General features: G+C 62.2%; 22 protein-coding genes and 1 pseudogene. 13 read left to right on the forward strand and 10 right to left on the reverse strand.

Annotated elements, in window-relative coordinates:
• Positions 1-301 precede the first annotated feature (301 nt).
• From ltrA to ACZYZ9_RS20400, 4 genes are all read right to left on the reverse strand, one after another.
• Positions 302-1300, reverse strand: coding sequence for a group II intron reverse transcriptase/maturase (gene ltrA / locus ACZYZ9_RS20385; RefSeq protein WP_463828197.1), 999 nt, complete (start codon positions 1298-1300; stop codon positions 302-304).
• Positions 1237-1542 carry a hypothetical protein gene (locus tag ACZYZ9_RS20390; protein ID WP_463828204.1) on the reverse strand — a complete coding sequence of 102 codons (306 nt, stop codon included), beginning with the start codon at positions 1540-1542 and terminating at the stop codon, positions 1237-1239. The genes ltrA and ACZYZ9_RS20390 overlap by 64 nt, the downstream gene beginning before the upstream one ends.
• Before the next feature lie 639 nt (positions 1543-2181).
• On the reverse strand, positions 2182-2358 hold the full coding sequence (locus ACZYZ9_RS20395; protein ID WP_463828205.1) for a hypothetical protein: 177 nt from the start codon (positions 2356-2358) through the stop codon (positions 2182-2184).
• Positions 2359-2415: 57 nt separating this feature from the next.
• The gene (locus tag ACZYZ9_RS20400) at positions 2416-3198 is read right to left on the reverse strand and encodes a YoaK family protein (RefSeq protein WP_463828084.1); all 783 of its coding nucleotides are present in this window, start codon (positions 3196-3198) and stop codon (positions 2416-2418) included.
• 671 nt (positions 3199-3869) lie between these two features.
• On the opposite strand from ACZYZ9_RS20400, the gene ACZYZ9_RS20405 reads away from it, so the two are divergent.
• Entirely contained in the window at positions 3870-4793 is a 924-nt protein-coding gene (locus ACZYZ9_RS20405) for a cation diffusion facilitator family transporter (protein WP_463828198.1), read from the forward strand.
• Here the strand turns inward: ACZYZ9_RS20405 and ACZYZ9_RS20410 are convergent.
• From ACZYZ9_RS20410 to ACZYZ9_RS20420, 3 genes are all read right to left on the reverse strand, one after another.
• Entirely contained in the window at positions 4724-6007 is a 1284-nt protein-coding gene (locus ACZYZ9_RS20410) for a DUF6262 family protein (protein WP_463828085.1), read from the reverse strand. The genes ACZYZ9_RS20405 and ACZYZ9_RS20410 overlap by 70 nt on opposite strands.
• A gap of 468 nt (positions 6008-6475) precedes the next feature.
• On the reverse strand, positions 6476-7720 hold the full coding sequence (locus ACZYZ9_RS20415) for a PPE family protein (protein WP_463828086.1): 1245 nt from the start codon (positions 7718-7720) through the stop codon (positions 6476-6478).
• Positions 7721-7732: 12 nt separating this feature from the next.
• On the reverse strand, positions 7733-8026 hold the full coding sequence (locus ACZYZ9_RS20420) for a PE domain-containing protein (protein ID WP_463828087.1): 294 nt from the start codon (positions 8024-8026) through the stop codon (positions 7733-7735).
• A 938-nt stretch (positions 8027-8964) separates the two neighbouring features.
• On the opposite strand from ACZYZ9_RS20420, the pseudogene ACZYZ9_RS20425 reads away from it, so the two are divergent.
• The 8 genes and pseudogenes from ACZYZ9_RS20425 to ACZYZ9_RS20460 all read left to right on the forward strand — a co-directional run.
• Positions 8965-9512: pseudogene (locus tag ACZYZ9_RS20425) on the forward strand (HAD-IC family P-type ATPase); the annotation flags it as partial.
• A 189-nt stretch (positions 9513-9701) separates the two neighbouring features.
• Complete coding sequence (locus tag ACZYZ9_RS20430; protein ID WP_463828199.1) at positions 9702-9977, forward strand: DUF732 domain-containing protein; 276 nt, start codon at positions 9702-9704, stop codon at positions 9975-9977.
• Between the two features lie 605 nt (positions 9978-10582).
• The gene (locus ACZYZ9_RS20435; protein ID WP_463828200.1) at positions 10583-10990 is read left to right on the forward strand and encodes a hypothetical protein; all 408 of its coding nucleotides are present in this window, start codon (positions 10583-10585) and stop codon (positions 10988-10990) included.
• Positions 10914-11204, forward strand: a complete 291-nt coding sequence (locus tag ACZYZ9_RS20440; RefSeq protein ID WP_463828088.1) for a TFIIB-type zinc ribbon-containing protein — start codon at positions 10914-10916, stop codon at positions 11202-11204. Before ACZYZ9_RS20435 ends, ACZYZ9_RS20440 begins: the two co-directional genes overlap by 77 nt.
• A gap of 48 nt (positions 11205-11252) precedes the next feature.
• Positions 11253-11633 carry a hypothetical protein gene (locus ACZYZ9_RS20445; RefSeq protein WP_463828089.1) on the forward strand — a complete coding sequence of 127 codons (381 nt, stop codon included), beginning with the start codon at positions 11253-11255 and terminating at the stop codon, positions 11631-11633.
• A 358-nt stretch (positions 11634-11991) separates the two neighbouring features.
• The gene (gene qcrB / locus ACZYZ9_RS20450) at positions 11992-13611 is read left to right on the forward strand and encodes a cytochrome bc1 complex cytochrome b subunit (protein ID WP_463828090.1); all 1620 of its coding nucleotides are present in this window, start codon (positions 11992-11994) and stop codon (positions 13609-13611) included.
• Between the two features lie 217 nt (positions 13612-13828).
• Complete coding sequence (locus ACZYZ9_RS20455) at positions 13829-14053, forward strand: hypothetical protein (protein WP_463828091.1); 225 nt, start codon at positions 13829-13831, stop codon at positions 14051-14053.
• Positions 14054-15777: 1724 nt separating this feature from the next.
• Complete coding sequence (locus ACZYZ9_RS20460) at positions 15778-16434, forward strand: DUF305 domain-containing protein (RefSeq protein WP_463828092.1); 657 nt, start codon at positions 15778-15780, stop codon at positions 16432-16434.
• Between the two features lie 829 nt (positions 16435-17263).
• Here the strand turns inward: ACZYZ9_RS20460 and ACZYZ9_RS20465 are convergent.
• From ACZYZ9_RS20465 to ACZYZ9_RS20475, 3 genes are all read right to left on the reverse strand, one after another.
• Positions 17264-18229, reverse strand: coding sequence for a PPE family protein (locus ACZYZ9_RS20465; protein WP_463828093.1), 966 nt, complete (start codon positions 18227-18229; stop codon positions 17264-17266).
• Positions 18230-18732: 503 nt separating this feature from the next.
• On the reverse strand, positions 18733-19140 hold the full coding sequence (gene lpqS, locus ACZYZ9_RS20470) for a putative copper homeostasis (lipo)protein LpqS (protein ID WP_463828094.1): 408 nt from the start codon (positions 19138-19140) through the stop codon (positions 18733-18735).
• Positions 19141-19322: 182 nt separating this feature from the next.
• Complete coding sequence (locus tag ACZYZ9_RS20475) at positions 19323-19985, reverse strand: hypothetical protein (RefSeq protein ID WP_463828095.1); 663 nt, start codon at positions 19983-19985, stop codon at positions 19323-19325.
• 813 nt (positions 19986-20798) lie between these two features.
• Here ACZYZ9_RS20475 and ACZYZ9_RS20480 point away from each other — a divergent pair.
• From ACZYZ9_RS20480 to ACZYZ9_RS20495, 4 genes are all read left to right on the forward strand, one after another.
• Positions 20799-21482: a hypothetical protein gene (locus tag ACZYZ9_RS20480; RefSeq protein WP_463828096.1), complete on the forward strand. Its 684-nt coding sequence runs from the start codon at positions 20799-20801 to the stop codon at positions 21480-21482.
• Between the two features lie 235 nt (positions 21483-21717).
• Positions 21718-21927, forward strand: a complete 210-nt coding sequence (locus ACZYZ9_RS20485; protein ID WP_463828097.1) for a CbtB domain-containing protein — start codon at positions 21718-21720, stop codon at positions 21925-21927.
• 8 nt (positions 21928-21935) lie between these two features.
• Entirely contained in the window at positions 21936-22724 is a 789-nt protein-coding gene (locus ACZYZ9_RS20490) for a CbtA family protein (protein WP_463828098.1), read from the forward strand.
• Positions 22721-23278: a histidine phosphatase family protein gene (locus tag ACZYZ9_RS20495; protein WP_463828099.1), complete on the forward strand. Its 558-nt coding sequence runs from the start codon at positions 22721-22723 to the stop codon at positions 23276-23278. The genes ACZYZ9_RS20490 and ACZYZ9_RS20495 overlap by 4 nt, the downstream gene beginning before the upstream one ends.
• Positions 23279-23283 lie beyond the last annotated feature (5 nt).

Below are 23283 nucleotides of genomic sequence, written 5' to 3' on the forward strand. Positions count from 1 at the left end.
CAGGCGTCGGTGCCGAAGGCGGTGTAGCAGAATCCCTGCCAGGTGCGCACAAAGGTGTAGGGGTCGGACCGGGGCGCCCTGTCAGCCTTGCGGCTGGTGGGTTTCCCCGGCCCGCCCTCCGAACCGGACGTGCCCATTCCTGAGCATCCGGCTCTCCCTCTGATTCATGCCGCTGGGATGCTCGTCCATGGGTTCGGGATCCGGGTTCCTCGGTAGCGATACCGGGTCACTGGGACCGTGGGTGCGCTGAAGAACTCGATACCGTCCGCCGCGATGTGCCACCCGGGCAGGTAGCGGCGGATCACGGTGTGCACGTTGAGTTTGGGGTGGCGTTCTTCAGCCAGCCGACGATGCGCCAGAAGGCGAAGTGGTCGACGTAGGAGAAGGTTCGCTTGGATACCCCATGCTGGAAGTACGTGCACCAGCCTCTGATGGCCGGATTGAGCCGACGCAAGAGATCTGCGAGCGTGCGATGGGCGTTCCGGCGAGTCAAGAGACGGATCTTCTCCTTGATCGAAGCCAGAGACTTCTTCGAGGGATAGGTGTAAACCGTCTTCTTGATTCCGCAGCGTCCTTGCCAGGTCCGGCGCTGGATACGCCAGCCCAGGAAGTCGAACCCGTCATCGATATGGGTCAGGTGGGTCTTCTCCTCCGACAGGCGCAGACCCATCGGAGCCAGCACTATGGCCACTTCGCCGAGCAGCGCTTCAGCCTCGGCGCGGGGTCCGCGGACGAGGACAACAAAGTCATCGGCATAGCGGATGAGCTTCATCGCCGCGCCCCCGGCGCGCAGATGCTTGGCGCGGGTCCAGTACGGTCCGAGCGCTTCCCACTTCGCGGTGAAGTGCTCGTCCAGCACAGACAAGACGATATTGGCCAGCAGTGGTGACAAGATCCCACCTTGCGGAGTGCCGGTGCGGGTGTCCCTGTTGAGGCCGTCCTCGGTGAGGACGCCGGCCTTCAGGAACGACCGAATCAGCGCCAGCACACGTTTATCGACGACCCGACTACGCACGCGCTCCATCAGGGCGGTGTGGTCGATCTCGTCGAAGCACGCCTTGATGTCACCCTCGAACACCCACTCATAGGAGCGGTTGCCCGTTGTGTAGTAGTGAATCTCGGCGATCGCGTCCTGGGCTCGTCGTCTCGGCCGGAACCCGTAGGAACTGGGTTCGAAGTCGGCTTCGAAGATCGGCTCCAGCACCAGCTTCAAGGACGCCTGAATGATCCGGTCGGTCATCGTCGGAACCCCCAGCGAGCGCGTCTTGCCGTTCGCTTTAGGGATCCGGCGCTCCCGCACCGGCAGCGCGTGGACTCCCCGGACTTCACCTGCAGACAAAGCTCGGCGAGCATCTCGGCCACATCCTCGGCGGGGACATAGCGGGGAATGACCCCATCCACACCGGCGGTGCGGCCGCCCTTGTTACCCCGTACCCGATCCCACGCCGCCAGCAAGAACGCAGGATCGTAGACGAGGTTGAACACATCATCGAAACGTCGGCCGGAATCGGCCGTCGCCCAACGGTGCAGCTTCGTCTGCATCGCAAGTATTCGGTGCCATGCCCACGTCGTGTCAACGACATCGGCAGGCCACGAAACACCCGTATTCACCGGTGACTCCTTCCCATGCATCGGTTGCTGCGCAATCAAACTGAGCCCCTTCGCCATGTGGCCGGCTTTCCCGGCCTCGGACTACTACGAGCTCTCCGCCCCCTGCCGCCGGCATCAGTCGGCGACGGTACCTTCCCACTCGCCCGAACCGGCTGCCCGGTTCGAGTGGGACCCACGGCAGGGTTCCCGCGTTCACTGTTGACCGTTCGACGGGATCGGCATCCAGCTATGCCCCTGCACCATCGCCATGGTTACGCCGCAGGCTTTCACCATGGCCTCCCGGACCGACGACATTCTCCGATCCGGCGAGTTCCCCACCTGGACAACCACATCCGTTTACACCGGACGCGGTGACTTCAGTCAGGTGGGCACGCGGTGCGACCCAGCCCATGTCCGCCAGGTTCAGGGCTGGTGGGTACGCTTGAGGGGCGTTCGGACACTGGTTCCTCACGTATACCTCTCCGTCTTGCTAGCCGAGCCCGCACCATCTGGCAGTCCTGGTGCGACTCGTCGTTGTCAGGGCTGCTGTCCACCCTTACCCCCGTCCGGGGGATCAGGCTGCCCTCAGCTTCAACCCGCTGCTGCGACAGCGAAAACGTGGTGGTCTCTCACCTCCACTCGGTCAAACAGCGCCTCGCGGCGCACGATGTCGGCGACCCACAACCGGTTCGGGGCGGCCGTCTTGAACTCCCGATCGACCAGGTCTGCCGTGCGTTGCCCGGTCGGGTCAGTGATGGTGGTGAACACCGTTCGGCGTGCTGCAAGTCACTGTTGAGTGCTTTACTTGCTGTCGAGTCAACTCCGCTACCGGTCTTGCGCGGTTGTCGGGACGGGGTCCTGAGCTGTCGTTGTCGGCGGCGTGCGCCGCGTGCGGCGATGCAGCACGCTGACCCCCGCGACGGCCGCGCAGATCGCGGCTGGGACGATCAACGCGTATCCGCCGAGCCAAGCGCCGGCGAGGACTCCTGCGACCCCGCCAGTAAGAAACAGCAGCAACGTTGCGGTTAGGACGGCAGCTTTCCATTTGTCGATCCCGTGGCTGCGGCTGCGGCCCAGCATCAGTCCAAGGTCGGTAACAGTGCCGGTGAAGTGAGTAGTGCGGATTGCCATACCGTGAAAACTGGACGTTAGCCCATTTTGCAAGCCCAACGCAGCGGCGGCGAGCAACGCCTGCACAACGGTTTGTTCAATTCCCGCCGTGGCGATAACCGCCTTAACGGACACCTCTTCTACTCCGGCAGCGGCTAGCAGCAGCAGCACGGCTTCTGCGACGAGGACGGTGGCGTGCCGCCGGTCGGTCTGGACCTGCGTGCGCGCCAGGATTGCACCGGCGGCAGCCGTGCCGGTCAGAAACCCGAACAGAATTGCGGTGAGCACGTGGCCCTCGTACAGCCAGGGGTTGGCGGTGGTCATCCCCAATTGAGTGGTCACCCCGGTTAGATTTCCTACCGGAAACGCCAAGACCAGCAAAGCGACCGCGTTGACGAAGCCGGCGACAGAAGCTAGCAGCGCGCTGTAGCCCAGCACCACAGCCGGTGTGGGGGGCCAGGGCGAAGGTATCGCCGTCTCGGGCAAGGTCGTCTCCATCCGGTGGGGCCGCACACTAATTGCCATCAGCACGTGCGTGCCGGGAGGCTTACCAAGTCATCTCGGCGTCATCAACTTCCAGTTCCTGTGTAGATGTTTTGGCCACAGAGCGCAACAAGTGCATTCACCCGCCTATCGAGGAGCTGCGCGCTGAGCGCAGCACGTTAAGAGCAGAAGCAGGACGGAGCATGCCGGGGAATGTTTACAGCCTTCCGTAGAGGTTCTGCATCGCAGCGACCTGCTGCTTCTGAGATTGAGGTGAGTTGGCCAGAGCGACAGCCTCCCGGTTTTTGACTGCAGGCGGTCCTTGGTCGGCCATGCCGCCGACAGCGCGACGATGGTGACCGTTCGCAACCTTGAAAACGCCGAGATGTTGGTCATCTTTGCGCTTTGCAGCGCGCCAAGTCAAAGTTATTGGTCCAACACCACGCCGCGCTTGCCAAGGATGGCGTTGAACGTGCCTGTGTTTCTTGGCCCGCCTCTAGAGGCGCGGGCAGCCCTGCATGGACGCGGTGTGCGGCGTCCGCACGGCCTGAGATAGCCCCCGAGTGACCACGATGCTGCGTCGTCGACGTAGATTACCGGTGGGAATACCGTGGCCAGCCCGTACCCCATGCCTGGTAACCCGAAGATGTTGAATGGCACCGGCCTGCGACTCGATTGAGGAGGTCATGGTGGGTGGACACAGCCACGAGAGTTCGCCTGCGGGAGAGAACTTGCCGACCGGTTCGGCTGGGGCGGACCACAAAAATCGGCTGGCGCTGGCCCTGACGATGACCGCCAGCTATATGCTGGCCGAGGTAGCAGGTGGCATCCTCACCGGGTCGTTGGCCTTGATTTCAGATGCCGCGCACATGGGCACCGATGTGCTGGGATTGGGTTTGGCGCTGGCGGCGATCCATTTGGCCAGTCAGCCCGCCGCGGGGCAACGCACCTACGGTGCCTATCGCCTTGAGGTTCTTGCTGCCGTGATCAACGGACTGTTGCTGTTCGGTGTGGCTGGCTACGTGCTCTATCAGGCTTTCCAGCGCATTCTTAAGCCCCCAGAGGTTTTGGGCGTGCCGATGCTGGTAGTTGCAGTCATCGGGTTGGCGGTAAACGTAATCAGCTTCCGGTTGCTCTCCACCGGCGCCAAAAACAGCCTCAATGTCCGAGGTGCCTATCTGGAGGTGCTCTCCGACATGCTGGGCTCCGTGGGCGTGATCGTCGCCGCCGTGGTGATTTCGACCACGGGCTGGCCGTACGCGGACGCAATCGTCGGCGCTGGTATAGGCCTATTCATCCTGCCCCGCACCTACCAACTGACGAAGCAGGCGCTGCGGATCATCATGGAGGTGGCACCTCCCGACATCGACATCGCCGAGGTACAACGCCGGCTCACGGCGATCACCGGCGTCGAGGCCGTCCATCATTTGCACATCTGGACCATCACCTCCGGTATGGAAGCGGCCACGGCTCACCTCGTTGTGCCTCGTGATGAGGACTGGCACAGCGTGCTCGATACCGCTCACGACATCCTCGCCGGCTACGGCGTCACCCACCCCACCATCCAGGTCGAACCCCCCGACCATATCGAACGCGCCAGCGTTGTCTGAACCGCCGCATCTCCGCGTCCTGCGTGGACTCTCACAAGCCGCCGAGATGGCGAGTTGTTGGCACTGGGAAAGGCACTTGACGCAATTATCGGTAATTCGGTTCTGCCGCAACATGTTCGAATTTCAGTTCTGTCGTGACAGATGATCGGACGTGACGAGCCGATGACAACTGTATCGTTGTCGTCAATCCCATAGGGTGTCCGATAACCCTGAACAACGGCGAAAACTGTCAACGCGTGGCTGTTCGCGTCTCGCGTCGGCGGGCCACCGCCTGACCTCTGCAACGGCCACCGGAGTCGGTCAGGCAGTTCAGGCTGGGAATACAGCCATGAGCGGGAGACGCCAGCGTGGGCGGCAACCTGCGTGACGGTGCGCCGCTCGCCGGTTTCGCCGAGTTTCTGCAGGGCTTGTCGGGCGCGTTCGAGGGTGTCTTTGCGACGGCGTTGGGCGGCCTCGACCAGGTGGTGGCTGTTGTTGCGGCGCATCGGATGAGTCCTTTCACAGCATGTTTCACCGACCGCTATGGCGCAACGGCAGTCGTGTCGGTCGGCTTCGAGGGTAGCGATGATGGTGATCAGGTTGGTTTCGACCGTGCGGTTCATCTCGGCCGGGCGGGTGTGGCCGTCGGTCTCCGCGCGGGCGATCAGTGCGCGGGTGTCATCGAGTTGCCTGCGGTGGTGAGGCGGGAATTCGGCGGTCGTGACTAATAGCGGGCAGGTCAGGCATGCGTTGGCGTGTGGGCACGACTTTTGCAGCGGTAGATCGCAATAGCCGTTGGGCAGCGCCATCTCCGCGCGAGTGAGGTTCTGTTCAATCCATTCGCCGTCGGCGAGTGGTGCGTCGATCGTGGTGTCGACGGGCTCACCGTGGATGTTGATCTTTTGGGCACGTTCCCACTGCTCACGAATCGTGCTGTCGGTCGGCCGGGCATACACGGCGGTCATGGTGTGGTTGGTGTGGTCGAGTAGCCGTCGGACCACTTCATGGGGCACGTCATGGTCGATCCACCGAGTGCCTGCCGTGTGCCGAGACTGGTGAGCGGTGACATGCACTGGTTTACCGACTTCGTCTGTAACACAGCATGTTTCAAGCCACCGCCCCGTCGCCGGCTCTTCGCTTAGTGCATTGAGTGCTTGGAGCTGTCCGGCCGTCAATCCCACGAGCTTCTCGCGGTGCGGAGGATCCAGCAGCACTGCGCCGTCGGGTGTGTTCACGCACGTGACTCCGGATCAACCGGCACGCGAATTTCGTTTGGTGGGGGTACCTGGTACTGAAAATAATTACCCGCCATTCGCTCCTCATCGCAGGCGGACATCGCAATTAGTAGCCTAAGCAAACTACTCCATCGGCAGGAAGAAGACGGCTAGGCATTCTTCGATCCGCGCGGTCAGCTGCGTATTTGTCACAGGCCAATCTGCCGGGTAGAGGCTTTACCCGCTCGTAAGCGAGTTCGCCTCTGACGGGATTCCGCTGAGGTTTCCGGGCTGGCGATAAGTGCTAACAACGCCACCGCCTCGGCGCAAACATGCCCCAAATGCCACACCAACCAGCGCTTGGTCGCGATCCAGCTAATTCCCCACCAATTATAAAGCAGCAATCGCTTTGCGAGGCGTTTGGCTCGCAGTTGTCAAGAATTCCGTTGGTGTGCTCACAGCATGCGCGCACCCATGCCTGGCTGCGTGCTATCCGCCGGACGGCGGTTGCGCGATTACGGTCGGCTTGAAGCCGTAGCGGGGAGCGGCGAAGTTCGCCACGCTGCGGCCAGTGCCGGCGCCGGGCGCCATCGGCAGCCCGCCGAATGCAGCGGTGGCGGGTTCTGCGGCAGCCGCACCAGCAGCGCTATTGAGCGCCACGGCGATGGGGGTTGCCGCCGGAGTAGCCGTCCAGCTTGCTGGAACCGACACTGCCCCAACCTTGGCCGCGTTACCGACCGCTCCAGTGATCCCGCCCAACCCGCTTCCCAGACTTGGCAACGCATTAGCCGCGCCGCTCGCGGCGCCAGCGGCGGCCTTGGCGGCACCCTCAGCGGCCTTTCCGAAGCCGGGGAACGCGCTGTGAAAAAGGCCGTCGATGTCCTTCATCGCGGTGGCAGTCAGACGCAGCGGCGAAACCAACCGGATGTAAGTGTCAAAACCGGTGCTGCCATCTATCGTTTGCGAGCCGGTGATGCCTTCCATAATGTCGCCGAACACCCCATTAAGGACAATCCCGTCACCGTTGGAATTCCAGGCCAGACCCGTCGAACCCAGCGCCGCCTGCGGGTTGGTAAGCCAGGGCGGAGCATTTGTCAGCCCGCCCGCCTGACTCAGCGCTCTCACCACATCGTGATACCCCGCTGCCGCGAGAGAAGTGTTGAGGGCGTTCACCTGGGCGTTGATCTGACTGCCGATGCCGCTGATGGAGGTGGCGATGTACTGCGGGGTCGGCGCCGGCAGGTCCGCTGCCGCCGCCGAAGCACCCGAGTAGCCGTACATCGCGGCCGCGTCCTGCGCCCAGAACTCGAGGTACTGGGCTTCGGTGGCGGCGATGGCCGCGGTGTTCTGGCCCAGGAAATTCGTGGCCAACAACCCAGCCAACAGGGCACGATTGGCTGCGATCACCGGTGGCGGCACCGTCGCCAGAAATGCGGCCTCATAGGCAGCCGCCGCTGCGACAGCCTGCGCGCCGGTTTGCGCGGCCTGCTCGGCGGTAGTGGTCAGCCATGCGATCTGCGGGGTGGCTGCTGCCGCCATAGACGCCGCCGAGGGCCCCAGCCACGGACCGTCGGTCAAGCCGGTGACAACCCCTGCGTAGGACGACGCGACGGCCGCCAGTTCGCTGGCCAGCCCTTCCCAGGCCGCGGCGGCGGCCAGCATTGGCCCCGACCCCGGTCCCGCGTACATCAGCGCGGAGTTGATCTCCGGCGGTAAAGCTGCGAAATCCACCATTAAGTTCTTGTCCTAACCGACCGCGGCGGCGTTGGCGGCCTCAGTGGTGGCGTACGAAGAGTCACGACCCAACGTGGCCGCTAACTGCTCTCGGACCGCCGCGGCCTGCTCACTAATCTGCTGGAACAGATTCGCGTGGCTGACGAAGTGGTTGACCGTGATCAGCGCCAGCGGGTCAGGCGAGGCTGGCACAACCGCATCGTTGGGCCCGCAGCGGCTGGCCCGGCGGGGCATTCCCGATCTGATGAACATCAGTCCATCGGAAGCACCACCCAGTGCGTCCGGCTTTGCGAAAACAGTCAACATTCCCGCCCTCCCCCAGATTCACGTTGCATCGCAGCATGCAGCGGCTAGTGACCCCCACCGTCGCTCGTCGCTTAGCCGATCCCTGGCCACGTTATGCCAGGCTTACACGGATCACACAGGCTCCGGAAAGCTTGTTCACTGCTCAGCCAGTAACTGTTCATTTGCCGCGCCGGATCCGTAGTCACCGCAGGAGCTCAATCTCAATCAAACATATTCATTTTTATTATCAGTTTGAAACGAACCATCTGAGGGTGCTCGCATACGCGATTGGAACGTGCATCGGCAACTCAACAAAAGTGCTGCGAGTCAAAGGATCCCTTGGGCGTTCTGACAACTGCGACGCGCTACCATGGGGTCCGGTCCCCGGGCGGCGAGCCGACGGCCTTGTGTGATAACCGATTCGGACAATAGGGCCTAAATGCGGAGTGCAGCCGACATGGGTGACCTGCCCATATCTGGGTTGTTGCGACGACTTGCTCGGCACGCCATCCCGCTCGGCCGTGCTGATGCGGTCCGCTTGCGAATCACACAAGCCATAGTCCTGCCCAACCGTGAGTTGATGAGTTCGACCTGAACCACAGGCGACACCGTTAGGCACGCTGTCGTCGTTTCAATGTTTGCTGTTGGCAATTCTGCACGCGCTCACTGCGCGGCATCGAGGGGCCGCGAACGAATGCGGTAGACCGCGACGACATTGGCGACCGCGTCGACGATCTCGCCGCCCGCCTCTGCCCGGCAGGGCCCACTTACATGGCGGCGACCACGACAACACCGAATTGCACCACTCAAGGTTGGCAAACTCAAAGCACGATCTTGCCAATCTCTCTACGGTAGGTGCTCAGCGCGCTGCCGTGGGTTACCCCCACCCACAGCTGAGACGATTAGAGCGCGTGCGAGCGGTGGCGGTCCAGGGCGGCAGACCTCTTGCTGGGCAACCAGGTCTTATTATCCTGCGCGACGGAATCCGGCCCGAGGCCGCCGAAGTGCTGACGCGGTTGCGGGCTAACGGGATACGGCGCATCGTCATGTTGACCAGAGATCACCCTGACACCGCCGAGGTGGTAGCCCGTAACTAGGTATCGACGAGTGGTGCGCAAGGTGATGCCCGTAGGACAAACTCACCTCAGTGCGCGACGTTCCAAATGACAGATACGCCGGGAGGGTCGGTGACGGCGTCAACGATGCGCTGGCGCTGGCGACCGCTGACCTCGGGATCGCAATGGGCCTGGCCGGCATCGATGTCGCCGCGGAGACCGCGACATTCCCCTCGCGAACGACATCTCGTATGATCGCAGATGTCTTGGTTTTGGGCGCCGCGGCGGTCAGAGTCATCTGGCAAAATTGCGGAATGTCCAGCGCTGTCAACGCCGCGGGGCTGCTGATCGGCCTCGGTGCAGCATTGTCGCCCGTTCGGGCCGCGATCCTGCACAACGCGTCGTCGGTGGCAGTCGTCACGAAGAGCTCGCGTCGGATCCGTTGTCGGCTTACCTATGACCGAGAGCAGTCGACGCCCGCTGAAGACGAGCTCAAGCAACCGGCCTCAGCGGTGGCTGCCTCACGCGCGGCAGCGGCAGCGGCAATGAAGCGTCCGTCGCCCCAGCCGCGCATACCCCGGCTGTCGTTGAGCGGCGCAAGATTGTCGATGCTGCTAAACGCAGCGCTGTCCGTGGCTGCAATGATTGTCGCGGCGCCAGTCGCGGCCGATGCCACCGACGACGCCTTTATTGCGGCGCTGCAACGTCACGCAATCCCCGTCGCCAACTCCGAGAAAGCGGTCGCGACCGCTCATACCGTTTGCAGCGATATCAGCACAGGTCATACCGAACGCTCGCTAGTACTGCCGCTGGCCCGAGCCGCGCAACTCAGCGCGCATGAAGCGGGGTATTTCATCGGCGCTGCGATCGCGGCCTACTGTCCGGCTAACAGCGACGGCTCGGACGTTGGCGGATAGCGCCCCTACCGTCCAGCGCTTACTTGTCACGCTCTGCCGAGCATCAGCGCCACTACAACCAGCGTGGCGATCGCGTCGGCACTGAACCGCCGTGGCAACAAATGAACCGCCTCGGGGTCTGTTCCGGTCTTTATTGGAGGATCAGGAGCATGCCCGGTCAGTATTCGCCGGAGTTTCGCGATCGTGCGTTGCCGTTGTTGGACTCCACGCTGGAGCTTCGCAAGTCGGAGTTCGAGGCGATCCAGTAGGTGGCCGAGCCAACTCGGCGTCTCGGAGGAGTTGGTGCGCCGGTGGCGGCGTAAGCCCCAGGTTGATGCCGGCGAGCGATCCGGCACGACGAGTTTCGAACATGCCGGATTCACCGGCCGAAGCGAGAAGTTGCCGACTTGCACGAGCCAACGAGATTTGGAAGTCTGCATCTGCGTTTTTCGCAGTGGAGCTCGACCCCGAAATGATCGCGCAATTCGATGCACATCGCGATCAGTTCGGGGTCGAGCTCATCTGCGGTATTGCGGGCAGCAACCCCGGGATTCCTGTCCTCTCGAAGCTACCGAGCCGCGCGGACCCACCCGGCCTCAGATCGCGAAATCCTCGACGCACAGCTGATGGCCGACCTGCGGGAGGTGCATGGCAAATACTCGGTCTACGGAGTCAAAAAGATGCACCACACCATGAAACGTCGCGGCTGGCATCTAGGCCGCGAACAGACCCGACGCTTGATACGCCGGCCCGGCCTGCGTGTCGCCACCTGCGCACCGCGGCGGCCACCTGATAGGCAGGAAGCCAAACCCGAAGAACATAATTTTCATGCATACATGCGCATTTCACTATTCTTTGTTAGTCTGGGTGGAGGTGGTACTCGACCAGGGAGGGCCTATGGAGTCCAGGCGTGGATCAACGGAGACTGGGGAATCGACGCTGCTGTGCCCACGGTGTGTGTCGCAGATGCTGCCAGTGCAGCGGTTCGGGGTGACGATCGATCAGTGCACCGGGTGCGGCGGCATTTTCCTTGACCGCGGCGAGATGGAGCAGCTCGCCGAGGCCGAGGGCAAGTTTTACGCCACCCAATCCCAGCAACCGCCCCCGGGAAGCTATCCGCCTCAGCAGCAGTTCTCAGCGCGGCCGGTCTATGCAGAGGCTCCCCGTCCACGGGGCTTTCTCGGTGGGCTGTTCGGCGAGGGCTACTATGGTGGCCACCGCGGAGGTTATCGTGGCGGCCACCACTGATCGTACGGGCGAAGCGAATCCTTTCGGCGCCGCCAAACGCATCCAGGCATGGCATCAACCACGCGGATGGGGGTGTCGGCGGACGCGGACAGCAAATGGTTATCGCCAGCGCAGGGCCTTATCGTGGCTTTTGTGGCCGTCGAGGTGGTCATCGGCCGTCGCGAGTCGCTTGTCGTTGATCCCCGACACGGCTCAAATGCTCACGAGCGCAGTGTCGCTCGTGTTGGCGCTGATCGCGATCCGGCTGGCGCGGCGTGTGATGATGCCGAGTCTCGCACGGTCCGCTCCCGCATCGAAACGGTGCCGCATGGCGAGTTCGGGCTCGAGCACACCACACCGCAGGCTGATTATGCTGTCGCCGATGGAAGGCAGGGCGGCGACGAACGTTGCGCCGAACCCTACGGGCCAATACACCGCCCTGACCGGTGATGGACCGTGCCACGACAAGCCTGTCACCCCCGACGTAGCCACAGGTACTCCAGCTCGCGGACGTAGTGCCCAGCGCCGGGTCCGTGGCGAGACGGGTGACGGTCGAATGACTAGATACCGGTCGACCTCGCGGCGAAAAGCGCGGTCATGTGACCCCGGCGCCGACCGGGCGATGGCGAAGGCGCAACACCGGACGCTATGCATACGTCGCGCGGTCGACCAGTCAACCGGCGCCCCAACTGCGCTGCACTACGACGTCACGTTGACGTCGTGCGCGATTGAGCTTAGAGGCCCGTGGGAACGCCGATCCACCCGACGCTAGTGTTCCCGCGTCAACACCGAAGGGACGAGTCAAGTTGTGATCGCGAAACTTCGCGAAATTGTAGTCCGCCAAGGGGAAGCTATCGACGAGCGCTGCCATCCCTCAGCAGCGATGCGACGCCAGCTGAACAAGGTGTTTCCCACCCACTGGTCGTTCCTGCTCGGTGAGATCGCCCTATACAGCTTCATCGTGCTGCTGATCACCGGTGTCTACTTGACGCTGTTCTTCGATCCGTCCATGGCCGAGGTGCGCTACAACGGGGTCTACCAGCCGTTGCGTGGCGTGCAGGTGTCACGGGCGTACGAAAGCGCGCTGGACCTCAGCTTCGAGGTGCGCGGCGGGCTGTTCGTGCGCCAGATCCACCACTGGGCTGCGCTGATGTTCGCCGCGGCGATCATGGTGCACCTGGCGCGCATCTTTTTCACCGGCGCATTCCGCAAACCCCGGGAGGCGAACTGGATGATCGGTTCGCTACTGCTGATCATGGCTATGTTCGAGGGCTACTTCGGCTATTCGCTGCCCGACGACCTGCTCTCGGGTACCGGGTTGAGGATTGCGCTGTCATCGATCACTATGAGCGTGCCGGTAATCGGCAGCTGGCTGCACTGGACGCTGTTCGGCGGCGACTTCCCTGGCGACATCATCATCTCGCGCCTGTACACCATCCACGTACTGATATTTCCGGCGATCTTGGCGGCGTTGATCGGGGTGCACCTGGCGTTGGTGTGGTTTCAGAAGCACACCCAATTTGCTGGGCCCGGTCGCACCGAGAAGAACGTGGTCGGCGTTCGCGTCATGCCGGTGTTCGCGATTAAGTCCGCCGCATTCTTCGCAGCGACCGTCGCCGTCCTCGGACTGATGGGCGGGCTCTTGCAGATCAATCCGATCTGGAACCTGGGGCCCTACAAGCCGGCCCAGGTCTCGGCGGGTTCGCAACCGGACTTTTACCTAATGTGGACCGAGGGACTGGCCCGGTTGTGGCCAGCATGGGAGTTCTACATTTGGGGCTACACGGTGCCTGCGGCTTTTGCCGTCGCAGTGATTATGGGTGTGGTTTTCGCGCTGCTGACCGCCTGGCCGTTGCTTGAAAGACGACTGACCGGTGACGACACCCACCGCAACCTGCTGCAGCGGCCTCGCGACGCCCCGGTGCGCACCGCCATTGGGGCGATGGCGATCGCGTTCTACATGGTGCTCACCCTGAGCGGCATGAACGATATCATTGCGCTGAAGTTCCAACTTTCGCTGAACGCGACGACGTGGATTGGGCGCATCGGAATGGTGGTGTTGCCGCCGATCGTGTTCTTCGTCACCTACCGGTGGTGTCTCGGATTGCAGCGCAGTGACCGCGCGGTGCTCCAGTACGGCGTCGAAACTGGCATCATTCAACGGCTGCCGCACGGCGCCTATATTGAGCTTCACCAGCCGCTGGGTCCCGTCGAGGATGGCCATCCCACTCCGTTGGCATACCAGGGCGCCCCGGTTCCCAAGCGGATGAACAAACTGGGCCTGGCTGGCTCACCCGGTAGCGGCAGCTTCCTATCGCCCGATGCCGTGTCAGAGCGTCAGGCCCTGGCCGAAGCTGCACACGCCCGCAAGCATCGGGCGATCAGCGCCCTACGCGACTATCAGGAGAGCATCATCCGGTATCGGTGAACAACCCACGGGGCCGCCGGACGAAAACGCTGATGAGCTTGGCGCGAGTAGCCCACGTCCTGGCTGCACGACTGCGCCTATTGGCCAACGCTGATCGCCCGTCTTCGAGGACTCGGCGCTGATCTTGGATGCCAGCGACCGCTCGCCTATAGGCGCTGGCATTCAACGCCCAAATAGATGCTGACGGTCGTCTTCGCCTGGATCCTGGCCTCGGTCATTGGCCACGCGGATCATCGGCACCGGGTTGTGCTCGGCGCACTCGGCTTCGACGTCGTCGGGAATCAGCTCGGGGGTGCCGCCGATTCGGGTGTTGCTGTCGTCTTACCCGCAGATGCCGGCGGCGGTGCTTGCCGAGTGGGGCGGTGCGGGCGGGTTCGAGTTCGTACTTGCGAGAGCGGGTCCCAAGCGATCCGCCGGAGTACCTGCCCGCCGATCCGGTTGACCGCCTCGAGTATTTACCGGGGCGAGCGATTCAGTGGGACCTGTGGTTCCCGGCACCCAGGATCGCGGTCGGGTTCGGCCAGGAGGCGGTGCTACCGGTGGTAGTGATGGCGGCGTTCTCCCGGTTCGTCGCCCTGGTAATGCTGGGCCTCGCGTCACACCATGGACCTTGTGGCCGGGATGTGGCAGCTACTTCCGGGCGGCTTCGCCGCGGCGGCTCCTGACTTGTGGGGGACAACGAGGCCGGATCGGGCCGAGGTCGGTTGACTGGTCCGGTCACGGCGTTGATGGGCAGGCTGGGTTCGCGGTTAATGCAACTCAAACCATATGATCCCGAATGCAAGGGGATTGTGGAGCGAGCAACCGCTATCCGGAGACCTTGTTCCGGCCGGGGCTCAGCTCGCTTTGCCGGCGGACTTCAACAGTCAACTGGGCCAATAACTTCCGATCGCTAACGCCCGTCGGGTGCTCGCCTTAGATCATAGTCCGGTCGACTTCCTCGATTCCCATCGAGCCCAAATGCTGGCGTTGCCGCCCGTGGCGCCGGTCACTGGACTCAGGAGGACTATCTGCCGGTGCTCTCCCGGGAGGTCGCGGCCCCGCGAGCCTCCGGTGCGCCGCCGGCATCCGCTCGGAGGGTTCCCAACCCGTTAATTGTTGGAGCACTTTGACTTCGATCACCAATCGGTCTTGCACCGAGACATTGTCGCCCACCTGGGCACAGTGTGCGTTCCTGGCGAAGTCCGCGACGTGGTGCTGCTCGGCCCCACCGGGAACCGGCAAGACCCACGAGAAGCACCCAGTCGTCAAACCTATTGCCAACGGCGTACGGGGAAAAGCTTAGTGATCTCCGCGGCAACGGATTTCGCTAACCGTCAAAGATCTGGCATCGGAGACGTCATCCTGTGGGTGGTAGGCCGCCCTCGACTGCAAACTGAGTCATCAGAGCAGCTGCCGGAGGTGGTAGCGCCAGGCACCGGGCCGTGTCGCGCCAAGACCGCGGTAGCAATCAGCTGGGACGGCCAGCCGCGCGTGGTGCTGGACCTGGCCGACGCGGTGAAACCTGACGTCAGCCGAGGCTGTCGACAGCTGCGCGCGCTGGGATTGAACCGGTCATGCTCACCGGTGACGCAGGTCCGCCGCCGCCGCGGTGGCCGGACAGGTCGGCATCGAAAACGTTGTCGCCGACGTCCTGCCGCCCAAAAAAGTCGAGACCGCCAGGCGATTGCAATCGACGGCGAATCTTTGCATGTTGTTAAGGCATCAATGATGCGGCCCGCCCTTGCCCCGGCCAATGTCGTTCTCGCCATGGGCACCGGCACCGGTGTTGCCACCGAGAAAGCGGCTCGATGCTGGTCCGCGTAGTTATGCGCGCAATCCGCCTGTCCCGCAGCACCTTAGCTCCATCGAGCGCAATCCGTTCTGGGCCTTCGCCTATAAGATCGCTGCGCCGCCACCGGCGGCGGCCAACCCTGCTCAAATCTGATGCTCAGCGGTGCTGCGATCGCCTTTTTCTTCGGTACCCTGTCGTTAGCAGCAGCCTGCGACTGCACGGGTTTAACCTGCTGACGTGATCGCGGCAGATTACCATTCAACGATTGCCCGGCTAGCCAACATAGTCCGTGGGGTTTGACGGCATGCTCTTTGGGTACCGGATGCGCAGCGCTGATGTACCTATCCTCGGCATATTCAACACGGAATGCGTGAGTCCGAAAGGAAGTCACTGTGAGGCGACGGCTATTTACTCTCGTTGCAGCAGCTATCGCGGTGTTAGTAACGGTGGTAGCGTGCGGCGACTCAGACAATCCTTCCGCGCCCAGCAATACCTTTCGCATGCCTTCCGCAGCGTCAAGTCCGGCCGAAGGCACTGTTGCAGCGCACAATGCTAACGACGTCACTTTTGCCCAGCGCATGATTACTCACCACCAGCAAGCAATTCAGATGAGCGACACCATCCTTGGCAAACAAGGCATCGATTCTCGCGTGATCGACCTCGCCAATAAAATCAAGGCAGCGCAGGGCTCCGAGATCCAGCAGATGCAGTCCTGGTTGAGCCAGTGGGCGCAGCAAACGCCTGCGACAACTTCCCTTAGCGTCACACCCACAACCACGATGCCGGGGATGCCGGGCCACGCCGGCATGCCCGGGATGGAAGGCATGATTTCTGAACAGGACATGCAGGCTCTGCAAAATGCGCAAGGCATCGACGCCAGCAAGCTTTTCCTCACACAAATGATTCAGCATCACCAAGGCGCAATTACCATGGCTCGAGACGAGATTCATTTCGGTCAATACACCCCGGCGATCACGCTGGCACAGTCGATCGTAACTAATCAGCAAAGCGAGATCGACACCATGCAAGCCATACACAACTCGCTCTAGGGCAGGCATCGCGACCGCTGGCCAGAATAATCCGCAGTTCATCGGATCTGTCTGATGATCGATGATCTTCGAGATTCGTGCATCGCCGCGACAGGCGGACGATCGGCTCCGACCTGCCGGCATGCAGTGGGGACCCGGCGTTACGGTAACGCGGAGCCACGAACACATTGCCCGAAGGAGGTCGAAGAAGATGGACGAAAGCGGGAGGATATGCAGGCATACTCCGACATTCGCGGCGTTGCGGTCACAGGCTTCACTTACCGACGGTGATCAGCACCATCAAGGGCGAACGCTATCGTCGATACAGCATTTCGGTCAATTATCCCTCTTAGTCATAGCGGCCGGATAACCGGTAATCGCGGTCGACTACCAATAAGTGATCGCCACAGGCACCGAATTTTCTGTTTGGCCGCTGCAAAAGGGCTATTTATCAGCCGAGATTGCTTGAATTGGGCAAATTACGGCATCGCAGCGGAAGGCGGACGCTAACCTCATAGCAGTAACCACAACGCCAGGACAACGTGAGGCAGCGCCTGACTGCTGAGCGCGAGGGGCAGTCACACCAGAACTGTTTGGAACAGCCCGCACTCTCGCGGCGGGAGCGACACCTACCCAGCCATCACATTCTCGGCCCGCTGCGCTGCGGTGAGCCGCTACAGTCCAAACCGTGAGCTTGCCTGCGCGGTTCGGTGGTGATGACGACGGTCGAAATCTGGGTACTGTTCCGCTGCGGCGAAGACATTGACTACAGCCCTTCCGCGAATGGGTCGACTGTGTACTCCCCGTTCCCCTACTACGTATCTTACCGCGAGGCAAACATTTTCACTGACTAGCCTCGTCTCAGGTATTCGATCCAAGCTCGCGGCACCGAGAGTTCGCCGACTGCGGCCGCGGGCCCGACACCGCCGCGCGTTGCTGGTAATTGGCTGCCAGAAGTCGTTCCCAGACGGCACTTCCTGGGCACGCAGCGACCGCTGTACCAAGCCTGTACCGACATCGGCGATGGCCAACCGGAGGTGTCCCCGCGATCGTTGTCAGGGTTTGTTAGCGTGGAAACCAAATCCAGCACTGCCGACATGGGCGAGGGTGTTCCACAGCCACCGGGATTCGTGGGATTCTGGACGGGAGTTGGCAGTTTTTGTGGCGTGCGAGGTGAGCTTGCTGGTTTTGCCAGCGTTGTTAACGCTTCTGAGACCACGCAATACGTTTGTCCATCTGGCGTGAGCTGGGTTTGCGTTGTCGCGGTAGGTGCGTCCGCGGATCCTGCAGCGATCGGTTCGATACCTGGCATTGGGAAGGGATTCAGCCGCGTCGCCTTTGCCGCATCGCGCGCGTAAGCGTACATCGCACCGGCGTTGCGCGCCCACATTTCGTTGTAGTTTGCCTCGAGAGCGGCGATGACATGCGCGGACTGAGCGAGTTGGTTCGCGGCGGCAAGCCAACGCAACTGGCTGCGGTTTGCGCTGATCTGCGGCGGCAGCACCGTCTTCATCAAGGCGGTTTCGTAAGACTTGGCGGCAGACCTTGCTTGTGCTGCAGTGTGGTGGGCGCCCAAGGCTGCTAGGCCGATCCATTCCAGGTAGGACTTGACCGCCTTGATCGTCGATGTGGTTGAGGGTCCCTGCCAGGCCTCGCTGCCCATACATGAGATGGCTGAGATGATAGAAATCTCTGCGGCATACAGTGCATTTCCGAGCTCGTCCCATGCCGCGGCGGCCGCACGCAAAGGCTCCGAACCCGGACCACGAAACATTTTGTTTGAAATGATCTCCGGCGGTAGCAGTCCGAAATCCATCGTGTCGACTCGATCACACAGGCGCTGATTCGAACGGAAGCAACCGTCGGAGTGCGTTGCTTCGCGTGCCGTCAGGCACGGGAATCCTGGACCTGATCGCGGCGGGCGGCTCCGTGGTGATGCGAGCCGACAAGAATGTAGAGATCAGGACGCGCCCAACAACGGCAGTGCGGTTGCCGGCAGCGCCTAGCGCCTGCTTGCGGCTCGGCTGCTCGTGCTGACAGTCATATTCCAAGAAGAGTGTGGTGCGGACGTGAGTGTCCTTTCGCAGCGGCGTCGGGTAAGCCCCCAAACGAACATGTCTGCGCGGCCAGGCCCCGGGCGCCGTATCGACAGCAAATATGCCCCGTTCGGGAATGGCGTCAGATCAGTTGGGCGCAAGCCGTATACAGAGGCCGAAAGAGAAGTAGGCCGGCACCGCCACGCAACAATGGGGTCAGCCCGGTCGCCGATTCAGTCAGCGATGCCATAGCTGCGCAGCGCCTGATGATGACGCCGACCGGTCAGCGACGTGCGATGCACAACCTGCTCAACAGATCTCGACCCGTGATGGCGATGCCGCACATTGATGGCGGGCTGCGTCCGGACTGCGGCATGCCCCCGACATCCCATCGCGCGATGACGGCTGTGAGGGCAACCGTCCACAGCGCGATCAGGCCCGGCACCAGGCGAGGCAAGATTGTTGTGTCGAACGCCTTCGGACATTTCGGCGATGGGAACTGGTTCAGATGCGTGGGATCACCGTTGACGGCGACCGCACCGGTGAAGGAGGTCAGCGTGGAATGGGCGGTGTCGCGTCTCGGCGGTGCGGTGTGCTCAAACTCCGCCGCGGGCCCCGCCAGTAACCACAGTATTGCTGCAATAACGACTGCGGATCGCGACGACGACTGCTTCAGTCCGCCGGTGAACATGATGCGTCGAATCTAACCGGTTTTCGGCACAGCCGTCCATATTGTGTGAACTAGTTTCGTCATTTAGGTCAGCCGAAGTATCGGGCGAGCAGACCCGGCAGGCGCGACGTGTGCGCGGCTCAATGGGTTAGGTCTATGGGGCATTGCCTGCCTCGGCGGGGGCGTTGATGCTCCTATAGTCGTCAAGCGGCCAGTTGGTGGGCTTCGGGAACGGTGCGCAGTGGGCGCGTGAGTGCCCAGATTTCTCGGGTGAGGAAGCGTTTTAGGCAGCGGATGATCTCGGCTTGGGTCTTGCCTTCGGCAGTGCGGCGGGCCACGTAGGCTTTGGTCGGTTCATGGTGTTGCATGCGGACAACGACAGCGCGGTAGAGGGCGGCGTTGGCTTGGCGGTGACCACCCAATTGAGCCGATAGCGGACGGTTTTGCCGGTCGATGCCGGGGCACCCCAACTCATCGCTGTAATGGGGATCGGCGACGACACCGCTGCCCAGATGCTCGTTGTCGCCGGCGACAACTCTCACCGATTCAGCACCGAGGCCGCCTGGGCCAACTGTGCGGTGTCTGCCCTCAGCAGTCGTTCGTGTTCGCCGATTTCGTCGTTGAGTAGCAGCCAGCGGCGGGCGATCGAACGCAAGGTGTGTTTGGTAGCGATCGACGGTGGTGATTTGGCCGGGCCGCAACCCGCCGCAGCGGCGTATCAGCACCATTTTCGTCAGGGGCTGTAGTTGTTCGCGTAGCTGGGCCAGGGCGCATTGACGATGATTGTCTTCAGCGGCACCTTTGCTGCCGTACGGGCTTTGACGGCAACGTCTTTGGCGATTTTGATTTTGGCGGATCATCTTCACCGTGCCGTCGTTGGGTTTCGGGGTGGCGGTAGCGTGTTCGCCCAAAACGGTGCGTGCGGCGTTCTCAGCGTCTAGGAAATCAGTGTCAATGTGTGTGATTACCCGCGAAGCGGCCTACGCGACGGCGTCATCGACGCCCGATGGGGCACTGGACCAGAACGCTCCCGACTAAGTGAGTCGCCGTCATCGGCGCTTGCCAGGAAGCGCTGATTAAGCGCGGTGCTACGTGGTGTTGCGCGCGCAGTCACCCGCTGTTGCTTCGATGCGAAGAACTGGCGGAAGGCGACGTATCTGCAACGGTGTCTGGTGACGGGCCCCGTGTTCAACCGAGTACGAGGACGTCCTCACCGGCACCTGACACCCCGCGAGCCAGCCCACCCCGGTTTTCGCGACCGACTAGGAACAACACGGGTAGTTCATCATCAGTCTCGATGAGAGGACAGTTGGGCAATAGGTGTTCGTGTTGTATGGAACACCGCAATTGTTGGGGCGGCATCTGCGTAGACGCGGGTCACCGCGTTTGCCCCGGGCAGCGCACCTGTGCTGCGTTGGCATTGAACCTCGGCACTGATGACTAAACTGAATCCAGCCTGTCGAATGGCGGCGGCTTGGCATACGAGAAACCTGTGGTGTGAGGCAACGGTGAGGGATTGCGCTACTGCAATTCGGCGGGGCGAAAGGTCCAGCTGTTCGCGAAGGCTACGATCCCGGCACACGACTGGCAAGGTTTCCGCGCGGCATGTGGGGCCGCGGCGGCGGGAACACCGTGTGCGCAACAGTTCTTCGGTGCGCAACAGCTAGGGGCGAAGGACGATGACGGAGTTCGAGTATCGGCCATCCCCCGGTAACCGGGTGGTGTGGTTAATCAACAGCGGTGGCGGCCTCGTGAACACCGTTGACAGCCTGGCGGAGGTCGAGAGGGCTATCGAGGACACCATCGCTGCCTACTGCCGCAAGCAGACGTTGACCGTGGTCGCTATTCGCGGCGGCCACGGATGGCGTGACTTCATCACCTCGAGAGGTGAGACGGTCTCCCTTGAGTGGTCGATGGAACTGCGGAAAATCTGTTGTGCCGATTGCGGGCTTGACGGGGATGAAGCGCGCCGGGTAGAAGACGAAGTGCGGACCGCCGCAGGCGATAACGACGGCCGGCTCTGCACCGGCTGTCTTGAACAGCGACTGCACCGTCGGATGACAACCGGGGATCCTGCCGGAAATCTCGCACGGAACCCCCAACCGAGCTCGCAGAGGTTGAGCGACCGCCAACAATCCGCTCGGCCGCCACGGCCTGATGTCAGTTTTAGCGCGCCGATCGGAAGCGTTGATCTACGGGCTTTCAACGACGATGGTGATGCATGCGAAGTGGTGGCTTGCCCGGATTGCCTACCTTGGCGAGCAGAAGTGGCTCGCGACCCCGTAAACAATGAAATTGTCGTCCGCGAGTGGCATGCAGTCGAATGTCCGCTGTTTCAGGAATTAATTCAAGACACCGACTGATTTTGAAGGGTGGCCTATCTCGGTCTGTGGCACAAACAGAAGCATCTGAGTTGGCTCGCCCTGGGGTGGTGGGCTAGAAGGATTGCTGTTGAGCCGTCTAGACTGCCAAGTCGACGAGCTTTCGAAAGCTAGCGAAACTCCGGAACGGTCGCGTCACCGTCTACGGTCAGACTTGGCGCCCGTGAGCTACCTCGGCAACACCAAAGGGGACGCGTAATCCCAGCAGGAGGCAATTGTGGCGAACTCTTCATCGATCCCAGCCGAACCTATTGATCTGACGGCGGCAAAGGCGCCGCTGTGGATGGCGGCGACGGCGGCGCTGGCGATGGTGGCGATCTACTTCATCGGCATCGACCAAGGCGCAGTATCATTGTTTGGCAGCGACACTCACCTGCACGAATTCTTCCATGACGCTCGGCATTTGCTCGGGTTTCCCTGCCACTAAGCCGAGTCATGGAGAAGCGTTTGATTGCGCGTGGCGTCCTTGCGGGGGTGGTGGGTGCCGCTATCGCGTATGTCTTCGCCCGTCTGTTCGCCGAACCCGCCATCGGCCGCGCGATTGAATTTGAAGATGGCCGCACTGAGGCTGCGCATGCTTATGGCGTCCATCAGCACGGGGGGGAGTTGTTTTCCCGCGGCGTACAGGGCAACGCGGGATTAGGATTCGGGCTCCTGATTTTCGGCACCGCGATTGGCGCGTTGTTGGCCGTGCTGTTCTGCGTTACCTACGGTCGCTGGAAAAGCGCTGCGCCGCGGCCTCTTTCGATTCGCCTGACTGCCGCAGGTTTCGTCGCGGTGTACTTGGTGCCGTTTGTGAAGTATCCGCCGAATCCCCCCGCCGTGGGTCAGGCTGACACCATCGCAACGCGGACCCTGTGCTACTTGGGGATGCTTTTATCTTCGGTGCTTTTTGCCGGCCTGGCGGTGTGGCTTGGCCGGCGTCTGTGCAGACGGCAAGGCGCGTCCAACGCCACTCTGCTCGCGGCCAGTGCTTACACGGCGGCAATCGTAGCCACGATGCTGATCCTGCCGGACGAGACCGAGACGCCCGGGCCGATGCGTGATGCTGCCGGTACGATCATCTTTCCCGGGTTTCCCGCCGATGTCCTTTATCAGTTCAGGCTGGCCTCGTTGGGTACCCAACTAGTGATGTGGGTGACAATTGGCCTGGTCTTCTCGATGCTCGCAGGGCGGGTACTGGCCCCGCGAACGCAGCGCGAACGGGTCTCTACCGCGAAGTGACCGGTGTCTTGCGACTGGTGCTGGTGTCGCACGGAATGACCGACGCGATGGCAGCGCGCCGCTTTCCCGATGACGAACCGCTCAACGACATCGGCCGGGCGCAGGTCGACGCAGCTTGCACGACCTTCGATGTCAGCGGCCAAAATCGCCAATTCACCGCACCTGAGCAACGCACTCGCCAGACTGCGACGTTGTCCGGCCTGACGGCGGCAACCATAGAACCTTGCTTAAGCGACTTGAATTGCCCAGCCTGGCGTGGCAAGTCCTTACGCGGCCTCAACGATAACGATTTGCAATCCTGGCTCACTGACCCGGCAGTGACTTCACACGGCGGCGAATCGATCTATGAGCTGATCGAGCGGGTCTCGGGCTGGTTAACATCTTTGACCGACGCCACCCAATCGACGGTGGCCGTGACCCATCCCGCAGTGATCCGAGCGGCGATTCTTGCAGCACTCGGTCTTCCGCCAGAATCATTCTGGCGCATTGACATCCACCCCGCTAGCCGCACTGTCCTGCACTTCCGCGGTCGACGCTGGGCTCTGCGTCTGTGATGATC

It is taken from the genome of Mycobacterium sp. IDUB_28 (assembly GCF_055419285.1).

Excerpts from the sequence above, each read along its gene's own strand:
- ACZYZ9_RS20405 (WP_463828198.1), top strand. The coding sequence starts at position 3,870 with ATGGTGGGTGGACACAGCCACGAGAGTTCGCCTGCGGGAGAGAACTTG.
- ACZYZ9_RS20480 (WP_463828096.1), top strand. The coding sequence starts at position 20,799 with ATGACGGAGTTCGAGTATCGGCCATCCCCCGGTAACCGGGTGGTGTGG.
- ACZYZ9_RS20415 (WP_463828086.1), bottom strand. The coding sequence starts at position 7,720 with ATGGTGGATTTCGCAGCTTTACCGCCGGAGATCAACTCCGCGCTGATG.
- ACZYZ9_RS20435 (WP_463828200.1), top strand. The coding sequence starts at position 10,583 with ATGGCCGACCTGCGGGAGGTGCATGGCAAATACTCGGTCTACGGAGTC.
- ACZYZ9_RS20420 (WP_463828087.1), bottom strand. The coding sequence starts at position 8,026 with ATGTTGACTGTTTTCGCAAAGCCGGACGCACTGGGTGGTGCTTCCGAT.
- ACZYZ9_RS20445 (WP_463828089.1), top strand. The coding sequence starts at position 11,253 with ATGGCATCAACCACGCGGATGGGGGTGTCGGCGGACGCGGACAGCAAA.
- ACZYZ9_RS20400 (WP_463828084.1), bottom strand. The coding sequence starts at position 3,198 with ATGGAGACGACCTTGCCCGAGACGGCGATACCTTCGCCCTGGCCCCCC.
- ACZYZ9_RS20465 (WP_463828093.1), bottom strand. The coding sequence starts at position 18,229 with ATGGATTTCGGACTGCTACCGCCGGAGATCATTTCAAACAAAATGTTT.
- ACZYZ9_RS20430 (WP_463828199.1), top strand. The coding sequence starts at position 9,702 with ATGATTGTCGCGGCGCCAGTCGCGGCCGATGCCACCGACGACGCCTTT.
- ACZYZ9_RS20490 (WP_463828098.1), top strand. The coding sequence starts at position 21,936 with ATGGAGAAGCGTTTGATTGCGCGTGGCGTCCTTGCGGGGGTGGTGGGT.
- lpqS (WP_463828094.1), bottom strand. The coding sequence starts at position 19,140 with ATGTTCACCGGCGGACTGAAGCAGTCGTCGTCGCGATCCGCAGTCGTT.
- ACZYZ9_RS20390 (WP_463828204.1), bottom strand. The coding sequence starts at position 1,542 with ATGCAGACGAAGCTGCACCGTTGGGCGACGGCCGATTCCGGCCGACGT.